The sequence below is a fragment of the [Clostridium] scindens genome (genome assembly GCF_019597925.1).
Classification (GTDB): Bacteria; Bacillota; Clostridia; order Lachnospirales; family Lachnospiraceae; genus Clostridium_AP.
This window is the reverse complement of record NZ_CP080442.1, coordinates 2707359-2722980: the sequence shown is the minus strand read 5'-3', so window position 1 is coordinate 2722980 and position 15622 is coordinate 2707359. Positions and strand designations below refer to the sequence as shown.

15 protein-coding genes are annotated in these 15622 nt (G+C 49.0%); 13 read left to right on the top strand and 2 right to left on the bottom strand.

Annotation, left to right across the window (positions count from 1 at the left end; all coding sequences use genetic code 11):
• The first annotated feature begins 1 nt into the window (after position 1).
• The 3 genes from K0036_RS13065 to K0036_RS13055 are packed head-to-tail and all read left to right on the top strand — an operon-like array spanning position 2 to position 3658.
• Positions 2-1234, top strand: a complete 1233-nt coding sequence (locus K0036_RS13065) for a homoserine dehydrogenase (RefSeq protein ID WP_025642920.1) — start codon at positions 2-4, stop codon at positions 1232-1234.
• A 10-nt stretch (positions 1235-1244) separates the two neighbouring features.
• On the top strand, positions 1245-2456 hold the full coding sequence (locus K0036_RS13060; RefSeq protein WP_220429926.1) for a cofactor-independent phosphoglycerate mutase: 1212 nt from the start codon (positions 1245-1247) through the stop codon (positions 2454-2456).
• Complete coding sequence (locus tag K0036_RS13055; protein WP_004608348.1) at positions 2450-3658, top strand: aspartate kinase; 1209 nt, start codon at positions 2450-2452, stop codon at positions 3656-3658. Before K0036_RS13060 ends, K0036_RS13055 begins: the two co-directional genes overlap by 7 nt.
• Here the strand turns inward: K0036_RS13055 and K0036_RS13050 are convergent.
• Positions 3655-4059 (bottom strand): helix-turn-helix domain-containing protein, encoded by a 405-nt coding sequence (locus K0036_RS13050; protein ID WP_025642922.1) that lies wholly within the window; start codon positions 4057-4059, stop codon positions 3655-3657. The two genes, K0036_RS13055 and K0036_RS13050, sit on opposite strands and share 4 nt — an antisense overlap.
• Positions 4060-4171: 112 nt before the next feature.
• On the bottom strand, positions 4172-4615 hold the full coding sequence (locus K0036_RS13045; protein ID WP_173693846.1) for a CYTH domain-containing protein: 444 nt from the start codon (positions 4613-4615) through the stop codon (positions 4172-4174).
• Positions 4616-4725: 110 nt separating this feature from the next.
• Here K0036_RS13045 and K0036_RS13040 point away from each other — a divergent pair, with 110 nt between their 5' ends.
• The 10 genes from K0036_RS13040 to K0036_RS12995 all read left to right on the top strand — a co-directional run bounded on the left by K0036_RS13040 (position 4726) and on the right by K0036_RS12995 (position 15609).
• On the top strand, positions 4726-5280 hold the full coding sequence (locus K0036_RS13040; RefSeq protein WP_025642924.1) for a DJ-1 family glyoxalase III: 555 nt from the start codon (positions 4726-4728) through the stop codon (positions 5278-5280).
• Positions 5267-5941, top strand: coding sequence for a hypothetical protein (locus K0036_RS13035; protein ID WP_025642925.1), 675 nt, complete (start codon positions 5267-5269; stop codon positions 5939-5941). The genes K0036_RS13040 and K0036_RS13035 overlap by 14 nt, the downstream gene beginning before the upstream one ends.
• A 102-nt stretch (positions 5942-6043) precedes the next feature.
• A complete protein-coding gene (gene tig / locus K0036_RS13030) occupies positions 6044-7330 on the top strand; it encodes a trigger factor (RefSeq protein ID WP_025642926.1) in 1287 nt (428 codons plus the stop codon).
• 36 nt (positions 7331-7366) lie between these two features.
• Entirely contained in the window at positions 7367-7948 is a 582-nt protein-coding gene (clpP, locus tag K0036_RS13025; protein WP_009249200.1) for an ATP-dependent Clp endopeptidase proteolytic subunit ClpP, read from the top strand.
• Between the two features lie 37 nt (positions 7949-7985).
• On the top strand, positions 7986-9245 hold the full coding sequence (clpX, locus tag K0036_RS13020; RefSeq protein WP_004608355.1) for an ATP-dependent Clp protease ATP-binding subunit ClpX: 1260 nt from the start codon (positions 7986-7988) through the stop codon (positions 9243-9245).
• Between the two features lie 64 nt (positions 9246-9309).
• Positions 9310-11646: an endopeptidase La gene (gene lon, locus K0036_RS13015; RefSeq protein ID WP_025642927.1), complete on the top strand. Its 2337-nt coding sequence runs from the start codon at positions 9310-9312 to the stop codon at positions 11644-11646.
• 14 nt (positions 11647-11660) lie between these two features.
• Complete coding sequence (gene yihA, locus K0036_RS13010) at positions 11661-12263, top strand: ribosome biogenesis GTP-binding protein YihA/YsxC (RefSeq protein WP_025642928.1); 603 nt, start codon at positions 11661-11663, stop codon at positions 12261-12263.
• Positions 12264-12267: 4 nt separating this feature from the next.
• The gene (gene ytvI, locus K0036_RS13005) at positions 12268-13410 is read left to right on the top strand and encodes a sporulation integral membrane protein YtvI (protein WP_044955290.1); all 1143 of its coding nucleotides are present in this window, start codon (positions 12268-12270) and stop codon (positions 13408-13410) included.
• 149 nt (positions 13411-13559) lie between these two features.
• Positions 13560-14663: a hypothetical protein gene (locus K0036_RS13000; protein ID WP_220429925.1), complete on the top strand. Its 1104-nt coding sequence runs from the start codon at positions 13560-13562 to the stop codon at positions 14661-14663.
• Positions 14664-14682: 19 nt separating this feature from the next.
• The gene (locus K0036_RS12995; RefSeq protein WP_220429924.1) at positions 14683-15609 is read left to right on the top strand and encodes a TPM domain-containing protein; all 927 of its coding nucleotides are present in this window, start codon (positions 14683-14685) and stop codon (positions 15607-15609) included.
• Positions 15610-15622: the final 13 nt, after the last annotated feature.

Sequence of the window (15622 nt, the reverse complement as noted above, 5' to 3'; positions counted from 1 at the left end):
TATGGTAAATATAGCAGTTATGGGATACGGAACGGTTGGTTCCGGAGTAGTGGAAGTCGTAAACACGAATGGCGCCCGGATCAACCAGAGGATCGGCGATGAACTGAATATCAAGTATGTGCTTGATCTGAGGGATTTTCCTGAGGATCCGGTACAGGAAAAGATTGTCCATGATTTTGAGACGATTATCAATGACGATGAGATTAAGATCGTGGTGGAAGTAATGGGAGGCATCGAGCCGGCCTATACATTTGTCAAAAGATGCCTTCAGGCAGGAAAAAGCGTGGCCACATCTAATAAGGCGCTGGTTGCAAAACACGGCGCGGAACTGCTCTCCATCGCAGAAGAGAACAATATCAACTTCTTGTTTGAAGCAAGCGTAGGAGGCGGGATCCCGATCATCCGCCCGCTGAACTCTTCCCTCACTGCTGACGAGATTGAAGAGATTACCGGCATCTTGAATGGAACCACCAACTATATGCTGACGAAGATGTTCTACGAAGGCGCTGACTATGATACAGTGCTCAAAGAGGCGCAGGCAAACGGCTATGCGGAGCGCAATCCGGAGGCGGATGTGGAAGGCTATGATGCCTGCAGGAAGATTGCGATCCTGTCCTCCCTGATATCCGGCCAGCAGGTCGACTTTGAAGATATCTACTGTGAGGGAATCACAGAAATAACGGTGGAAGATATGAAGTATGCCAAGGCTATGGGTACCACCATCAAGCTCCTGGCTTCCAGCAAGAGATACGCCGGCAACCGGCTGCATGCGATCGTGGCACCTTGCATGCTCTATCCCGAGCATCCGCTTTATAACGTTAATGGCGTATTCAATTCCATATTCGTCCACGGCAATGTTTTAGGCGATGCCATGTTCTATGGAAGCGGCGCGGGAAAACTTCCCACTGCCAGCGCGGTCGTTGCGGACGTGGTAGATGCCGCAAAGCATCTCAACCGCAATATTATGACCATGTGGAAGCAGGAGAAGCTGCACCTGGAAGACAAGGCGGACTCTAAGCGCAGATTCTTTATCCGAATGAAAGGCGATGCGCAGGAGATGCTTCCGTCGCTTCAGGACTCCTTCGGGGATATCGAGATCATAAGGGCTGACGGCCTGGAGGGCGAGTTCGGCTTTACGACTCCCGTCATGATGGAGGGCGATTATGATACCCGCGCTAACATCTACAAGGAGCAGATCTTACATATGATACGTATAGAAGACCAGAAGGAATAGGAGAGAGATTATGAAATATGTGGTATTGCTTAGCGACGGGATGGCAGGAAGGCCTCTTTTGGAACTGAACGGGCGGACGACGCTGGAAGCGGCGGCGACGCCTGTGATGGACTGTCTTTCCAAGGTATCCGAAGTGGGGATGGCCTCCATGGTTCCGGAAGGAATGGCTCCGGGAAGCGATACGGCCAATCTTGCAGTCATGGGCTATGACCCAAAGGTATATTATACCGGACGTTCTCCGTTAGAAGCGCTAAGCATCGGCGTGGATATGGAAGAGACGGACGTGTCTTTCCGCTGCAACATCGTGACGTTGTCGGAGGAAGACTGCGCCTATGAAGACCGGACGATCATCGACCACAGTTCCGATGAGATTAGTACCGAGGATGCGGCGATCCTTCTGGAAGCCTTAAGAGAAGGCCTTGAGAAGGAAGGATACCGTTTTTACGCCGGAACCAGCTACCGTCATCTTCTGATCTGGAAGAATGGGGACGTGGTGGAACTGACGCCTCCTCATGATATTCTCACAAAAAGAATCGGGGATTACCTTCCGCAAGACGAGGTGCTTAGGGACATGATGAAGAAAAGTTATGATATCCTGGAAAATCACCCGATCAATGTAAAGCGTAGAAGCGAGGGCCTTCATCCGGCCAACTCGGCCTGGTTCTGGGGCGCGGGAAAGAAACCGGCGCTGACCTCCTTTGAGGAGCGTACCGGCAAGCGCGGCGTGATGATCTCGGCGGTTGACCTGTTAAAAGGAATCGCGGTGGGAGCGGGCATGGACCGCATCATCGTGGAAGGCGCCAACGGAGGCCTGCATACCAATTACGAGGGGAAGGCCGTGGCGGCAGTCGGCGCACTTACAAAAGACGGCTATGACTTCGCGTATATTCACGTGGAGGCGCCCGATGAGATGGGACATCAGGGAAATATAAAGGATAAGATTACCGCGATAGAAAATATAGATAAAAAAGTACTGGGCATCGTAGTGGATGGACTTAGAGAGGCGGGAGAAGAATTCAGGCTTCTGCTTCTGCCGGATCATCCAACGCCCATTGAGGTACGCACCCATACAGGGGAGCCGGTTCCCTATCTTCTGTATGACAGTACGAAAGAAGAAGCAGGCCCGGAGGCGTATAATGAGAAGACGGCTTATGCGGCCGGCAGGAACTGGCCGGACGGATATCAATTAATCGGGCACTTGCTGCAGGAGGATATATGTTAATAGTAAAGAAATTTGGCGGCAGTTCTGTGGCCAACAAGGAGAGAATCTTCAATGTGGCCCAGCGCTGCATTGAGGACTATAAAGCAGGACATGACATTGTGGTCGTGCTTTCTGCCATGGGGGATACGACGGACAATCTGATCGAAATGGCAAATGCCATCAATCCTAAGGCAAAAAAAAGGGAGATGGATATGCTTCTGTCAACAGGCGAGCAGGTATCCGTATCATTGATGGCAATGGCAATGCATGCCCTGGATGTGCCGGCAGTATCCCTGAATGCGTTCCAGGTAATGATGCATTCCACATCCCGCTACGGAAATGCTCGTTTTAAGCGCGTGGATACGGAGAGGATCCTCCACGAGCTGGATTCCAGGAAGATCGTAATTGTAACGGGCTTCCAGGGCGTCAATAAATATGACGATATCACGACGCTTGGAAGGGGCGGCTCTGATACGACGGCAGTAGCGCTGGCAGCGGTGCTGCACGCGGATAAATGCGAGATCTATACCGACGTGGACGGCGTATATACGGCAGACCCAAGAATTGTGAAGGATGCAAAGAAGATAGACGTGATAACCTATGATGAGATGCTGGAACTGGCTAGCCTTGGCGCAAAGGTGCTTCACAACCGATCTGTGGAAATGGCGAAGAAATATAACGTAGAATTAGTGGTACGGTCCAGCCTGAACCGCTCAGAGGGAACCGTAGTCAAGGAGGCAAGCGAAATGGAAAAACTATTAGTGACAGGCGTGGCGGCCGATAAGAATACTGCCAGAATCTCAGTCATAGGAGTGGAAGACAAGCCAGGAATCGCGTTCCGCATCTTTGACACTCTTGCTGGCAACAATATCAATGTGGATATTATTCTTCAGTCAGTGGGAAGAGAAGGGACGAAAGACATCTCCTTTACGGTGGCATCCGATGACCTGGAGAATGCGATCAGGATTCTGGAGGAAAATAAGAAGAGGCTGACGATTCAGGATATCACATGGAATGAGAAGGTGGCAAAACTTTCCATCGTTGGAGCCGGAATGATGAGCAATCCTGGCGTGGCGGCAAAGATGTTTGAATCTCTGTACAACTCAAGGGTCAACATCAACATGATCTCGACTTCCGAGATCCGGATTACCGTACTGGTTGCAGAGGATGACATCGAGCAGGCCATGATAGCCGTTCATGATGGATTTGCGTTAGCTGATTAATCTGAATGTTTGGAATTGGAGTGTAGAAAGCCGGTAATAATCTGTTTATTCTCATTAGAAAGGGTGCGGAAATTAAGAATCATATCTACTTCTTCATCCGTGAGATAGATGGAATTGCCGGTCTTTTTATCTGTTGCGAGGGCATAGGGAATCGTATCCTCAGATATGCCTGATGTAGTGACATGCTTGTCTTTCAGGCTGCCAAGGACTAGATCGTTGAGACTGACGTGGTAGAATCCGGCCAGGTGAAGCAGCGAATCGAGATCTGGAGTACGCTTGCTTGTCTCATAGTTCGAGTAAGCCTGTCTGGAAATGTTGAGCATATTGCTTAAGGTCGTCTGTGTCAGATTATGTTGTTTTCTTAGATATCTTAAGTTATTGGCCAGCTGTATATTAGGCATAATCGTTAACCCCCACAAGTCATTTCACTTGTTAGTATAGCAATTTACCTAATAAATAGATATCTATGCATCAAAACGTTTCTTTTTGGGAAAAAGCAACAAAATGTTGCTATCACAGCGTGCTGAGATAACTGTTGTGGAACTTTCCGGAAAAGGTTACGTCTTCTCCGAACCAGGCGGGAGGAATAAAGGTATTGGCGTCTTCTTCTGTAGGAAATTCAACTTCCAGAAGGACCAGATGCGCAAGCCGGCCTTCAAATATATCCAGTTCAGCGGTCAATCCGCCGGAAAGAGGGATCATGTAACGCTTCTTTTGAATCAGATGTCCGTCTATTTTGGGCAAAAGGTGATAATAGGCTTCCCGGGTCAAAGGGAGATTATATTCCTGCCTTGCCATGGAGCCTTTGGATTTGTAAGTGATTTCATACTTATCGTTATCCCGCCGGATGCGGATGACGGGCTCTGTATTCAGATATCCCTGCTCTATGACGCGGCAGGGGTATTCCTCTAGATTATCGGGCAGTATAGGTACAAGATACTTGCGTTCTATTTCCATAAGCTTCCAACCTCCAGTCTGGATGATCGTACCATGTTTAAAGCAATCATAATATAGTTTACACAAAATGTAAACGGTGTTAATATGTAAAATTAAGGAGGATGATTTCAATGAAAAAAGTAAGTGTGATTTTAGCAGACGGATTTGAAGAAATTGAAGCCTTGACAGCGGTAGATCTGCTCAGAAGAGCCCAGATCTATGTAGATACTGTTTCGATTACCGAAGAATACACGGTCCATGGGGCGCATGGGATCAATGTTCAGACAGAAGACCTGTTTGAAGAGGTGAATTTTGTGGAGTCAGATATGATCGTTCTTCCGGGCGGCATGCCGGGAACGCTGAATCTGGACGCCCACTCAGGCGTGCGCAGGGTCGTAAAAGACTTCTTTGAAGAAGGAAAGTATATCGGCGCGATCTGTGCGGGCCCTACGGTGCTGGCGAACCTTGGCCTTTTGAAGGGCAAGCGTATTACATGCCATCCTACTGTGGAGCAGGATATCCAGGGAGCGGTCATCACAAAGGTTCCGGTAACGGTGGACAACAATGTTATCACCGGACGCGGCGCAGGCGCGGCAGTCGATTTTGCCCTTAAGCTGATTGAGGTACTGGCGGGAAGCGAAAAGGCAAAAGAGATTGGCGAGACGATTGCGTATGAAAAGATATAAAAAAATATTCCGGATTATGGCGCTGGTTCTTATGCTGGCGCTCTTTGTCACGGGCTGCGGCAAGGATTTTGATGCCTCCGGATATACGCAGGCTTTGCTGGATCTGACTTTTCAGGGTGATACATCAAGGGCCAGGACCTACATGGAGGATGCTACGGAGAATTCTCTGATGCGTCAGTATCAGCAGTCCATCGATAACTTTGTGGCAGCCAATATCACCAGTGAGATTGAGATGAACGAGACCAAGACGGCACAGTTTGCAGATCTGGTGTCCAAGATATTCGCTACCATGCGTTATGATGTAGGAAAGGCGGAAAAAACCGGAAAAAGGGAGTACGAAGTGCCGGTATCCATACAGCCTTCGGATGTGTTCGTAAACTTCCAGCAGTCTCTTTCGCAAGATTCCATCAAGATTACCCAGAAGATCAAAGAGGGAGGCTATGAGGGAACCACGGAAGAGGTGACGCAGCAGGTATTGAATGATATTGTCAACCATGCTTACGAACTGCTGGACGCTGCCTACCAGGACACTGCATATGGAGAAGAAGAAACGGTCATCCTGCATGTGCAGGCAGATAAGAATCATGAATATTCCATCGACGAGGATGATATGAACAGCCTGGTCTTAAAAATACTTCGCTTAGATGAAATTCAAGGCTAGATATTTACAGATGTTTGTGTTATACTTCTGGGGTGAATGTAATGTAGTATGCCCATCTTTTCGACTACCGAAGGGCGGGATAGAAACAGGAGGAAATAGTAAATGAGTTTACAGGTAGAAAAGTTAGAGAAAAACATGGCAAAACTTACCATCGAAGTTCCTGCCGATGATTTAGAGAAAGCGCTTCAGAGTGCATATATGAAGCAAAAGAACAAGATTTCATTGCCAGGCTTCCGCAAAGGAAAGGTTCCGCGCCAGATGATCGAGAAGATGTACGGCGCAGAGATCTTCTATGATGACGCTGCAAATGAACTGATTCCAAAGGCATATGCAGAAGCTTATGATGAAGCGGAACTTGATATCGTATCAAGACCGGAGATCAATGTGGTACAGATCGAAAAAGGAAAGCCATTCATCTTCACGGCCGACGTTGCGACAAAGCCGGAAGTGACGCTTGGCGAGTATAAAGGACTGGAGATAGAAAAGGTATCTACGCGCGTGACGCAGAAGGAAGTGGATGCCAAGATTCAGGAAGAAGCAGAGAAGAATGCAAGAACGATCACCGTAACAGACCGTCCGGTACAGGATGGGGACGAAGTGATCCTGGACTTCGAAGGCTTTGTTGACGGAGTAGCCTTCGAAGGCGGAAAAGGGGAGAACTATCCTCTGACCATCGGCTCAGGCTCTTTCATTCCTGGATTCGAGGAACAGCTGGTAGGCGCAGAAGCCGAGAAGGAGATGGAAGTCAAGGTTACTTTCCCGGAAGATTACCATGCAGAGGACCTGAAAGGCAAAGAAGCAGTATTCAAATGCACAGTTCATGAGATTAAGGCAAAGGAACTTCCGGAAATCGATGATGAATTCGCAGCAGAAGTTTCTGAATTTGATACATTAGAGGAATATAAGGCTGATATTAAGGCAAAGATTAAAGATCAGAAGGCTTCCGAAGGAAAGAGAAAGCAGGAAGACCAGGCTGTAGATGCTGCAGTCAAGAATGCGCAGTATGAGATTCCTCAGCCGATGATCGAGACTCAGGTTATGCAGATGGCCGATGATTTCGCACAGAGAATCCAGTCACAGGGCATTTCCCTGGAGCAGTACTTCCAGTTTACGGGAATGACTGCCGACAAGATGATGGATGAACTGCGCCCGCAGGCGATCAAGCGCATTGAGACCCGCCTTGTGCTGGAAGCGATCGCAAAGGCAGAGAATATCGAGATCAGCGATGAAAAACTGGATGAAGAGCTGGCTAAGATGGCGGAAAGCTATAAAATGGAAGTAGACAAACTGAAAGAATTCATGGGCGAGAATGAAAAGAAGCAGATGAAGGAAGATATGGCAGTACAGGAGGCCGTAACTTTCCTGGTAGAGAATGCTGTTGAAAAATAGGCCCATACAAGCAACATGTAGTTAGGAGGCATACACATGAGTTTAGTACCTTATGTCATTGAACAGACAAGCCGCGGAGAGCGCTCCTACGACATCTATTCAAGATTATTAAAAGACAGAATTATTTTTCTGGGCGAGGAAGTGACGGATGTGTCTGCAAGCGTGATTGTGGCACAGCTGCTATTTCTTGAGGCAGAGGATCCGGAAAAGGATATCCATCTGTATATCAACAGCCCGGGAGGATCTGTGACAGCCGGACTGGCAATTTATGATACCATGCAGTATATCAAGTGCGATATTGAGACGATCTGTATCGGAATGGCTGCAAGCATGGGGTCTTTCCTGCTGGCAGGGGGAACCAAAGGCAAGAGGCTGGCTCTTCCGAATGCAGAGATCATGATCCATCAGCCATCAGGCGGCGCACAGGGACAGGCAACGGAGATTCAGATTGCCGCTGAACATATATTAAAGACCCGTCAAAAATTAAATCAGATATTAGCAGAGAATACAGGACAGCCGCTTGACGTTATCCGGATCGATACAGAGAGGGATAATTTCATGTCTGCGGAAGAAGCGAAAGCATATGGTTTAATTGACGAAGTAATCAAGAGCCGTTAGTCTTGCGCATCGGTCCTTATTATTATGAGGTGAGAGTATGGTAGGAAAGAACGACGATCAGGTGAGATGCTCGTTCTGCAATAAGACGCAGAACCAAGTGAGAAAACTGATTGCAGGCCCCAATGGGGCTTATATCTGTGACGAGTGCATCGATGTCTGCGCAGAGATTATAGAAGAAGAATTTGAATATGATGATGGAAGGCATTGGAATCCATTCGCTGACATCAATCTCCTGAAGCCAGAAGAGATCAAAGAATTTCTGGATGAGTATGTGATCGGCCAGGAAGAGGCAAAGAAAGTACTCTCTGTGGCTGTCTATAATCATTATAAACGGATTATGGCCCAGAAGGATATGGGGGTAGAACTGAATAAGAGCAACATCCTGATGCTGGGGCCTACTGGCTGCGGGAAGACGCTGCTTGCCCAGTCCCTGGCCAAGATCCTGAATGTTCCGTTTGCCATTGCAGACGCGACTGCGCTGACGGAGGCAGGGTATGTAGGAGAAGATGTGGAGAATATTCTTCTAAAGATCATCCAGGCTGCGGACGGCGATATCGAGCGCGCAGAATACGGCATCATCTATATTGATGAGATTGATAAGATAACCAGAAAGTCCGAGAATCCCTCAATTACAAGGGACGTTTCCGGCGAAGGCGTGCAGCAGGCCCTGCTTAAGATCGTGGAGGGCACGGTTGCCAATGTTCCTCCTCAGGGAGGAAGGAAGCATCCTCATCAGGAACTGATCCAGATTGATACGACCAACATCCTGTTCATCTGCGGTGGGGCATTTGAAGGTATCGATAAGATTGTTGAAAAGCGTATTGACCAGAAATCCATCGGATTTAACGCCGATATTGCAAAGAAGCATGAGAATGATGTAGACAGGCTGCTTGCGCAGGTGCTGCCTCAGGATCTGGTGAAATTCGGACTGATCCCTGAATTGGTAGGCCGTATGCCGGTGACAGTCGCATTGGAGATGCTGGACAAGAAAGCGCTGATGCAGATTCTGTCAGAGCCAAAGAACGCGATTGTAAAGCAGTACCAGAAACTGCTGGAATTAGACGGCGTGGATCTGATCTTTGATCAAAAAGCGCTGGAAGCGATCGCAGAGACTTCCCTTAAGCGGAAGACAGGCGCAAGGGGGCTTCGTGCCATTATGGAGAATATCATGATGGATATCATGTACAAGGCTCCATCTGATGAGACCTTAAAATCATGCCGGATTACAGAAGATGTTGTAAAAGGAATCGGAGAACCGGAATGCGAGCATGCATCCGTCAGATCTGAGAGTGCATAAAATAGTATGGCGGGTGCAAGAAAGACGTTTGTGCCCGCCTGTTTTATAACTGGGAGAATAGTATATGAACAGAGAAACATTAAGCCTTCCTATGGTAGCATTAAGAGGACTGTCCATATTGCCGGAGATGGTGCGTCATTTTGACGTAAGCAGGCCCAAGTCTATCCAGGCGATAGAGGAAGCCATGCTGGGAGACCAGAAGATATTCCTGACAGCCCAAAAAGATGTAGAGACGGAGAGCCCGGGGGTAACGGATGTGTACCAGACCGGCTGCGTCGCAACCATCAGGCAGGTAGTCAAATTACCTAAGAAAATGCTTCGGGTGCTAATATCCGGAGAATCAAGGGCCTGCATCAACGTGATGGAATTCGAAGAGCCTTATATGAGGGCCAATGTAACGGTGATTCCGGACACGGATACATCCATTGAGGATACGGGCGCTGAAAAGAATCCTATGAATCTGGACGCCATGATCCGGGGGATGAAGGACATTTTCAAGGAATATCTTTTAAAAGATCCGAAACTGTCCAAGGAACTGGCGGTTCAAATTGAAAATATCGACGAATTGAAAAAACTGGTAGACGTCATAGCCGCCAACATGCCATTTTCCTATACGGATGCCCAGCAGCTGCTGGAAGAGCCGGATCTGATGCGGCGCTATGAACTTCTGTCCTATAAGCTGGTGAGCGAGATACAGATCCTCAATGTAAAGGAAGAACTTCAGAAAAAAGTCAAGGAGCGCGTGGACAAGAACCAGCGGGAGTACATTCTGCGGGAAGAGATGAAGCTGATCCGCGAGGAATTAGGAGATGACAATACGCTCTCAGACGCGGAAGAATTCCAGCAGGAAGCAGATGCCTTAAAGGCTCCCAAGGAAGTCAAGGAGAAGCTTGGCAAGGAGATCAAGCGGTTTAAGAATTCCATGAACAGCCCTGCGGAAGTGGGAGTGATCCGCACTTACATCGAGACCATGCTGGAAATGCCCTGGGATAAAGTATGCAGAGATCACAAGGATATCGCCTATGCCAAGAAGGTATTGGACGAGGATCACTATGGCCTGGAGAAAGTCAAGGAACGGGTGCTGGAATTTCTGGCAGTCCGGGCGCTGACGAAAAAGGGAGATTCCCCGATCCTGTGCCTGGTCGGGCCTCCGGGTACTGGCAAGACTTCCATCGCCAAGTCTTTGGCCAGGGCGCTGAAAAAGCCTTATGTGCGTATTTCCCTGGGAGGCGTGCGGGACGAGGCGGAGATCCGGGGACACAGGAAGACCTATGTAGGGGCCATGCCAGGAAGAATTGCCAGCGCGCTGAAGCATGCGGGTGTTAAGAATCCTCTGATGCTGCTGGATGAGATTGACAAGGTGAGCAATGATTATAAAGGAGATACCTTCTCCGCACTGCTGGAAGTGCTGGACAGCGAGCAGAACAGCAAGTTCCGGGACCATTATCTGGAAGTTCCGATGGACTTGTCCGAAGTGCTTTTTGTCACCACGGCAAACACGCTTCAGACCATCCCGCGTCCGCTTCTGGACCGGATGGAAGTCATTGAAGTCAGCAGCTATACGGAGAATGAGAAGATGCATATTGCCATCGAGCATCTGATACCAAAGCAGTTGGAGCGGCACGGCCTTGCGCCGGATCAGCTGACCATAAGCCGGAACGCGCTGTGGAAGATGGCCCGCAACTATACAAAGGAAGCCGGAGTCAGGCAGCTGGAGCGTAAGATCGGGGACATCTGCAGGAAAGCAGCCAGAGAGATCCTGGAGACAAAGAAGAAGGCGGTTCATGTGACCGAGCGCAACCTCCATCTCTATCTTGGCAAGGAACTGTATATCTACCAGATGGCCAATAAGGCGGATGAGATCGGTATCGTCCGTGGCCTTGCGTGGACCAGCGTAGGCGGAGACACGCTTCAGATTGAAGTGAATGTCATGCCAGGCGAGGGTGAGATCCTGCTGACCGGGCAATTGGGAGACGTAATGAAGGAATCCGCAAGGACCGGCATCAGCTACATCCGCTCTGTCAGCAAAGAGCATAAGATAGAGGAAAATTTCTTCAAGGAGCATGACGTACATATCCACATACCGGAAGGCGCCGTTCCAAAAGACGGCCCATCTGCCGGAATCACCATGGCCACTGCTATGATGTCGGCGATCACCGGAAGAAAGGTACGGGCAGATGTTGCCATGACCGGGGAGATCACCTTAAGAGGCCGCGTGCTTCCTATCGGCGGACTGAAGGAAAAACTGCTGGCAGCAAAGAACGCAGGCATCCGCACGGTGATCGTTCCGCAGGAGAATGAGCCGGATGTGGAGGAGATCTCTTCGGAGATTACCAGGGGGCTGGAGATTATTCCAGTATCCCATATGGATGAGGTATTGAAAATCGCTTTGGCAGAATAGGAAAGGGAAATAGAATGATTATCAGAAATATAAATTTGGAAACCGTGTGCGGGCTAACCAGCCAGCTGCCGGACAATCAGCTGCCGGAAATCGCTTTTGCGGGGAAATCAAATGTAGGGAAGTCATCACTGATCAATGCGCTGATGAACCGCAAGTCCTATGCCAGGATATCGGCGACTCCGGGAAAGACCCAGACCATCAATTTTTACAATATCAATGAAGAACTGTATCTGGTGGATCTTCCCGGGTATGGATACGCGAAGGTATCCGAACAGGAGAAGGCAAAATGGGGCAAGCTGATCGAACGGTATCTGCATGGATCCGCCCAGTTAAAAGCGGTATTCCTGCTGATTGATATCCGCCATGATCCTTCTGCCAATGACAAGATGATGTACGACTGGATCGTGGCACAAGGGTACAATCCGATCATCATAGCCACAAAGCTGGATAAGATTAAAAGAAGCCAGGTTGACAAGCATTTGAAGGCAGTAAGGCAAGGGCTTAATCTTGTTCCGGGAACCAAGGTCATTCCATTTTCCTCTGTGACCAAGCAGGGAAAAGACGATATCTGGACGTTTGTAGAGACGGAATTGCTGGGCAAAGAAGAGGTGGAGTAGCCATATGGAGACGAACTTTAAGGAACAGCTGCATGATACCCGTCCCTATTGGAAGGTGATCGTGAGCCTGACCTTCAGCCTGATAGCGACGATCCTGTTCATCTATGTAGGCTTCCGGCTGCTGGGCTTCTTTATGCCATTCGTGATCGGATGGTTTATCTCCTATATTGCCAGCCCAATCGTCAATTGGCTGGAAAAGCGGGTGAAAATCGTTAAGAAGCTGGGCTCCGCATTAATTATCATCGCGGTATTAGGGGCAGTCGGGATCCTGATCTATTTTATCGGAAGCAAGCTCTGGAAAGAGATCGCATCTTTGATCCAGAACATGCCAAAGATGTATCAGGACCTGGAGTCCGGATTTGGAGAGATTGGGAGCAGCTTAAATGGCGTGTTCAAAGTGCTTCCGGCGGGCCTTCAGGATGCATGGCATACCATGACCAGCAATCTGGATAAGACTATGGGCGACTTGATGGGAAGGATCAGCGAGCCTACGGTGGCGGCTGCCGGAAACGTCGCAAAACGGATTCCATCCGTCTTAATAGCAACTATCGTTACATTCATCTCAGCCTATTTCTTCATTGCGGAAAGGGATGAGGTGATCGAGTGGGCGAAGAAGGTATCGCCGGAACCGGTCGTGCGCCGCATGAGCATGGTGATCGACAATCTGAAGTTTGCGGTAGGCGGTTATTTTAAAGCCCAGTTTAAGATTATGGGAGTGGTATGCCTGATTCTGGTAATCGGCTTTGTAATTCTGAAGGTACACTTCTATTTCTTACTTGCGCTGCTCATCGCATTCCTGGATTTCCTCCCGTTTTTCGGGACAGGAACCGCTCTGATACCGTGGGCGCTGTATAAGCTTCTGGTGAAAGACTACCGGATGGTGGTGGGCCTGATCATCCTCTATGGGGTCACCCAGCTGGTACGGCAGCTGATTCAGCCGAAACTGGTGGGGGACAGTATGGGGATGCGGCCGCTTCTGACCCTTTTGTTTTTATATATTGGATACAAGGCAGGCGGTATTTTTGGAATGATCTTTGCGGTCCCGATCGGGATGATTATAATAAATCTTTATAAGGCAGGCGCATTCGACTATATTCTGGACGATGTGAAGATTCTTATGGAAGGGATCCTAAGCCTGCGGGAATAGAAGGAAGGCCAGCGCATCTTAGAAGCGCTGGCCTTCCTCTGTAAAATAATGGAAATGATTTTTTGTATGCTGACAGTTATACAAAACAGAAACAATCTATGATATACTATCTATAATTAGGCTTACATAAGGTAAAGGGGTAGAAGAGCATGAGCGTAAAAGAGTATAAGTGTCCTTGCTGCGGCGGAAACCTGGTGTTCAACAGCGACACCCAGAAGCTTCATTGCCCGAGCTGCGACAACGAGATGGATATGGAGACCTACCGGGAATATGCGAAGGCGGTCGAGTCCACGGAGCAGAAAGAAGATACCTACGACTGGGGAGCCACCGACTTTGGACGGTCAGGCGAATGGGTGGTCAAAGAGGATGGAAGCAGAGTATACAAATGCCCATCCTGCGGCGGTGAGATCGAGGCGCAGGAGACGACGGCCGCAACCAAATGTCCATACTGCGACAGCCCGGTCATTCTTCCGGAACAGGTATCAGGGGGATTTAAGCCGGATCTTATCGTGCCGTTCCAGCTGGATGCGAAAGCAGCAAAAGAAGCATATAAAGGATTCTGCAAAAAGAAGTCGCTGCTTCCAAGATCCTTCCAAAGCGACCAGAAGATCAAGGAGATCACAGGAATCTACGTTCCTTTCTGGCTGTTCAGCTGCCAGGCAGAGGGAACCATTAATTATAATGGACAGAGGATCAGGAAATGGAAGGATCAGCAGTACGAATACATACAGACAGACTATTATCTGGTATCCAGGGAAGGCTGCGTGAATTTTGACTATGTACCGGTGGATGGATCTGTGGAAATGGACGACGCCTATATGGAATCTATTGAGCCATATGATATGTCAAAGGCCGTTCCGTTTGACGAGGCATACCTGTCCGGCTACGAAGCGATCAAGTACGACGTTTCCAAAGATGAGAGTCGCGGCAGGGCGCAGGAGCGGATCAAGACCAGTTTCCAGGACATTTTAAAGCAGTCCGTTGACAAGAAGGAGTATGACATCCTGATGCTGAAGAATTCGCAGATCGGCTGCACCAATGGAGCGGTTCATTACGCGCTGCTGCCTGTCTGGGTAGTGAAGGTAGAGTATAAAGACAAGATGTATCGGTTTGCCATGAATGGACAGACCGGGAAACTGGTAGGCGAGCTGCCGATTGATTCGGGGCTGTTCTGGAAGAATGCCCTGGGCTTCTTTGCCGGAAGCAGTATTGTGGTATACTTGCTGATCATGCTTGTCCGCTTATTTTTATAATTGTAGGAAAGGGTAGAAGATGATGAAGAGATTACGGTTGATTGTGGCAGCCCTATGCCTGCTAGTTGCAAATGTCATTCCAGTGGCGGCCAGCGAAGGGACGGATCTGCCCAAAGTCATAGATGATGCAGGGATTCTGTCGGATTATGATGAGACTCAGCTGTCAAGCCAGATTGATGAACTGATCCAGCAATACCAGATAGACATTGTGCTGATGACGGAGAATCGGAGGCAGGAAGGCACAGCCCAGGCGGAGGCTGACCTGCAGTATGTGAATAGAGGATATGGGATTGGAGAAGGGAAAGACGGAATCATGTTTCTGCTGGACATGGGTAGCAGGGAATGGGCAATCTCCACCAACGGGGCGGCCATGACCATGTTTTCCGATTACGACTTGTCCGCATTGGGAGATCACGCGGCATCCGGATATTTTTCCTCTGACCAGTACTATCAGGGATTTCAATCTTACTTGAAGGAACTTAATAAGACGCTTGAGCGCAATCTGAATCCGCAAAAAGAAGAAAATAAACTCGGCGACGCCCTGGCCTCTGCTATCGCTGATGGGCAGAAGGAGGCAGAGAGCAAGCAGGAAGAAAAGGCAGAAGAAACGGCGGAAGAAACGGACGCAAAACCTAAGGAGCCGAAAGGCCCGGAGGATTATATCATACCGGCACTTGTCTGCGGACTGATTCTGACCATACTTTATATGGCATCCCTGAAGTCCGGGATGAAGACGGCAAATATGCAGAAAGACGCCCAGGGCTACCAGAGAGGAGATGCTGCGTCTCAGATACGCAAGAGAGATATCTTTCTTACCAGCAGCATCACGAAGAAGCCGATCGAGCAAAAGCAGGACAACAGACAGAATTATGGCAGTCGTAACAAGACCACGCTGCACAAGGATAAGCATGGGAATATGCATGGCGGCGCCAGCGGTAAATTTTAGAGCAGGAGGATAC

Excerpts from the sequence above, each read along its gene's own strand:
- K0036_RS13065 (WP_025642920.1), top strand. The coding sequence starts at position 2 with ATGGTAAATATAGCAGTTATGGGATACGGAACGGTTGGTTCCGGAGTA.
- K0036_RS13060 (WP_220429926.1), top strand. The coding sequence starts at position 1,245 with ATGAAATATGTGGTATTGCTTAGCGACGGGATGGCAGGAAGGCCTCTT.
- K0036_RS13055 (WP_004608348.1), top strand. The coding sequence starts at position 2,450 with ATGTTAATAGTAAAGAAATTTGGCGGCAGTTCTGTGGCCAACAAGGAG.
- K0036_RS13050 (WP_025642922.1), bottom strand. The coding sequence starts at position 4,059 with ATGCCTAATATACAGCTGGCCAATAACTTAAGATATCTAAGAAAACAA.
- K0036_RS13045 (WP_173693846.1), bottom strand. The coding sequence starts at position 4,615 with ATGGAAATAGAACGCAAGTATCTTGTACCTATACTGCCCGATAATCTA.
- K0036_RS13040 (WP_025642924.1), top strand. The coding sequence starts at position 4,726 with ATGAAAAAAGTAAGTGTGATTTTAGCAGACGGATTTGAAGAAATTGAA.
- K0036_RS13035 (WP_025642925.1), top strand. The coding sequence starts at position 5,267 with ATGAAAAGATATAAAAAAATATTCCGGATTATGGCGCTGGTTCTTATG.
- tig (WP_025642926.1), top strand. The coding sequence starts at position 6,044 with ATGAGTTTACAGGTAGAAAAGTTAGAGAAAAACATGGCAAAACTTACC.
- clpP (WP_009249200.1), top strand. The coding sequence starts at position 7,367 with ATGAGTTTAGTACCTTATGTCATTGAACAGACAAGCCGCGGAGAGCGC.
- clpX (WP_004608355.1), top strand. The coding sequence starts at position 7,986 with ATGGTAGGAAAGAACGACGATCAGGTGAGATGCTCGTTCTGCAATAAG.
- lon (WP_025642927.1), top strand. The coding sequence starts at position 9,310 with ATGAACAGAGAAACATTAAGCCTTCCTATGGTAGCATTAAGAGGACTG.
- yihA (WP_025642928.1), top strand. The coding sequence starts at position 11,661 with ATGATTATCAGAAATATAAATTTGGAAACCGTGTGCGGGCTAACCAGC.
- ytvI (WP_044955290.1), top strand. The coding sequence starts at position 12,268 with ATGGAGACGAACTTTAAGGAACAGCTGCATGATACCCGTCCCTATTGG.
- K0036_RS13000 (WP_220429925.1), top strand. The coding sequence starts at position 13,560 with ATGAGCGTAAAAGAGTATAAGTGTCCTTGCTGCGGCGGAAACCTGGTG.
- K0036_RS12995 (WP_220429924.1), top strand. The coding sequence starts at position 14,683 with ATGATGAAGAGATTACGGTTGATTGTGGCAGCCCTATGCCTGCTAGTT.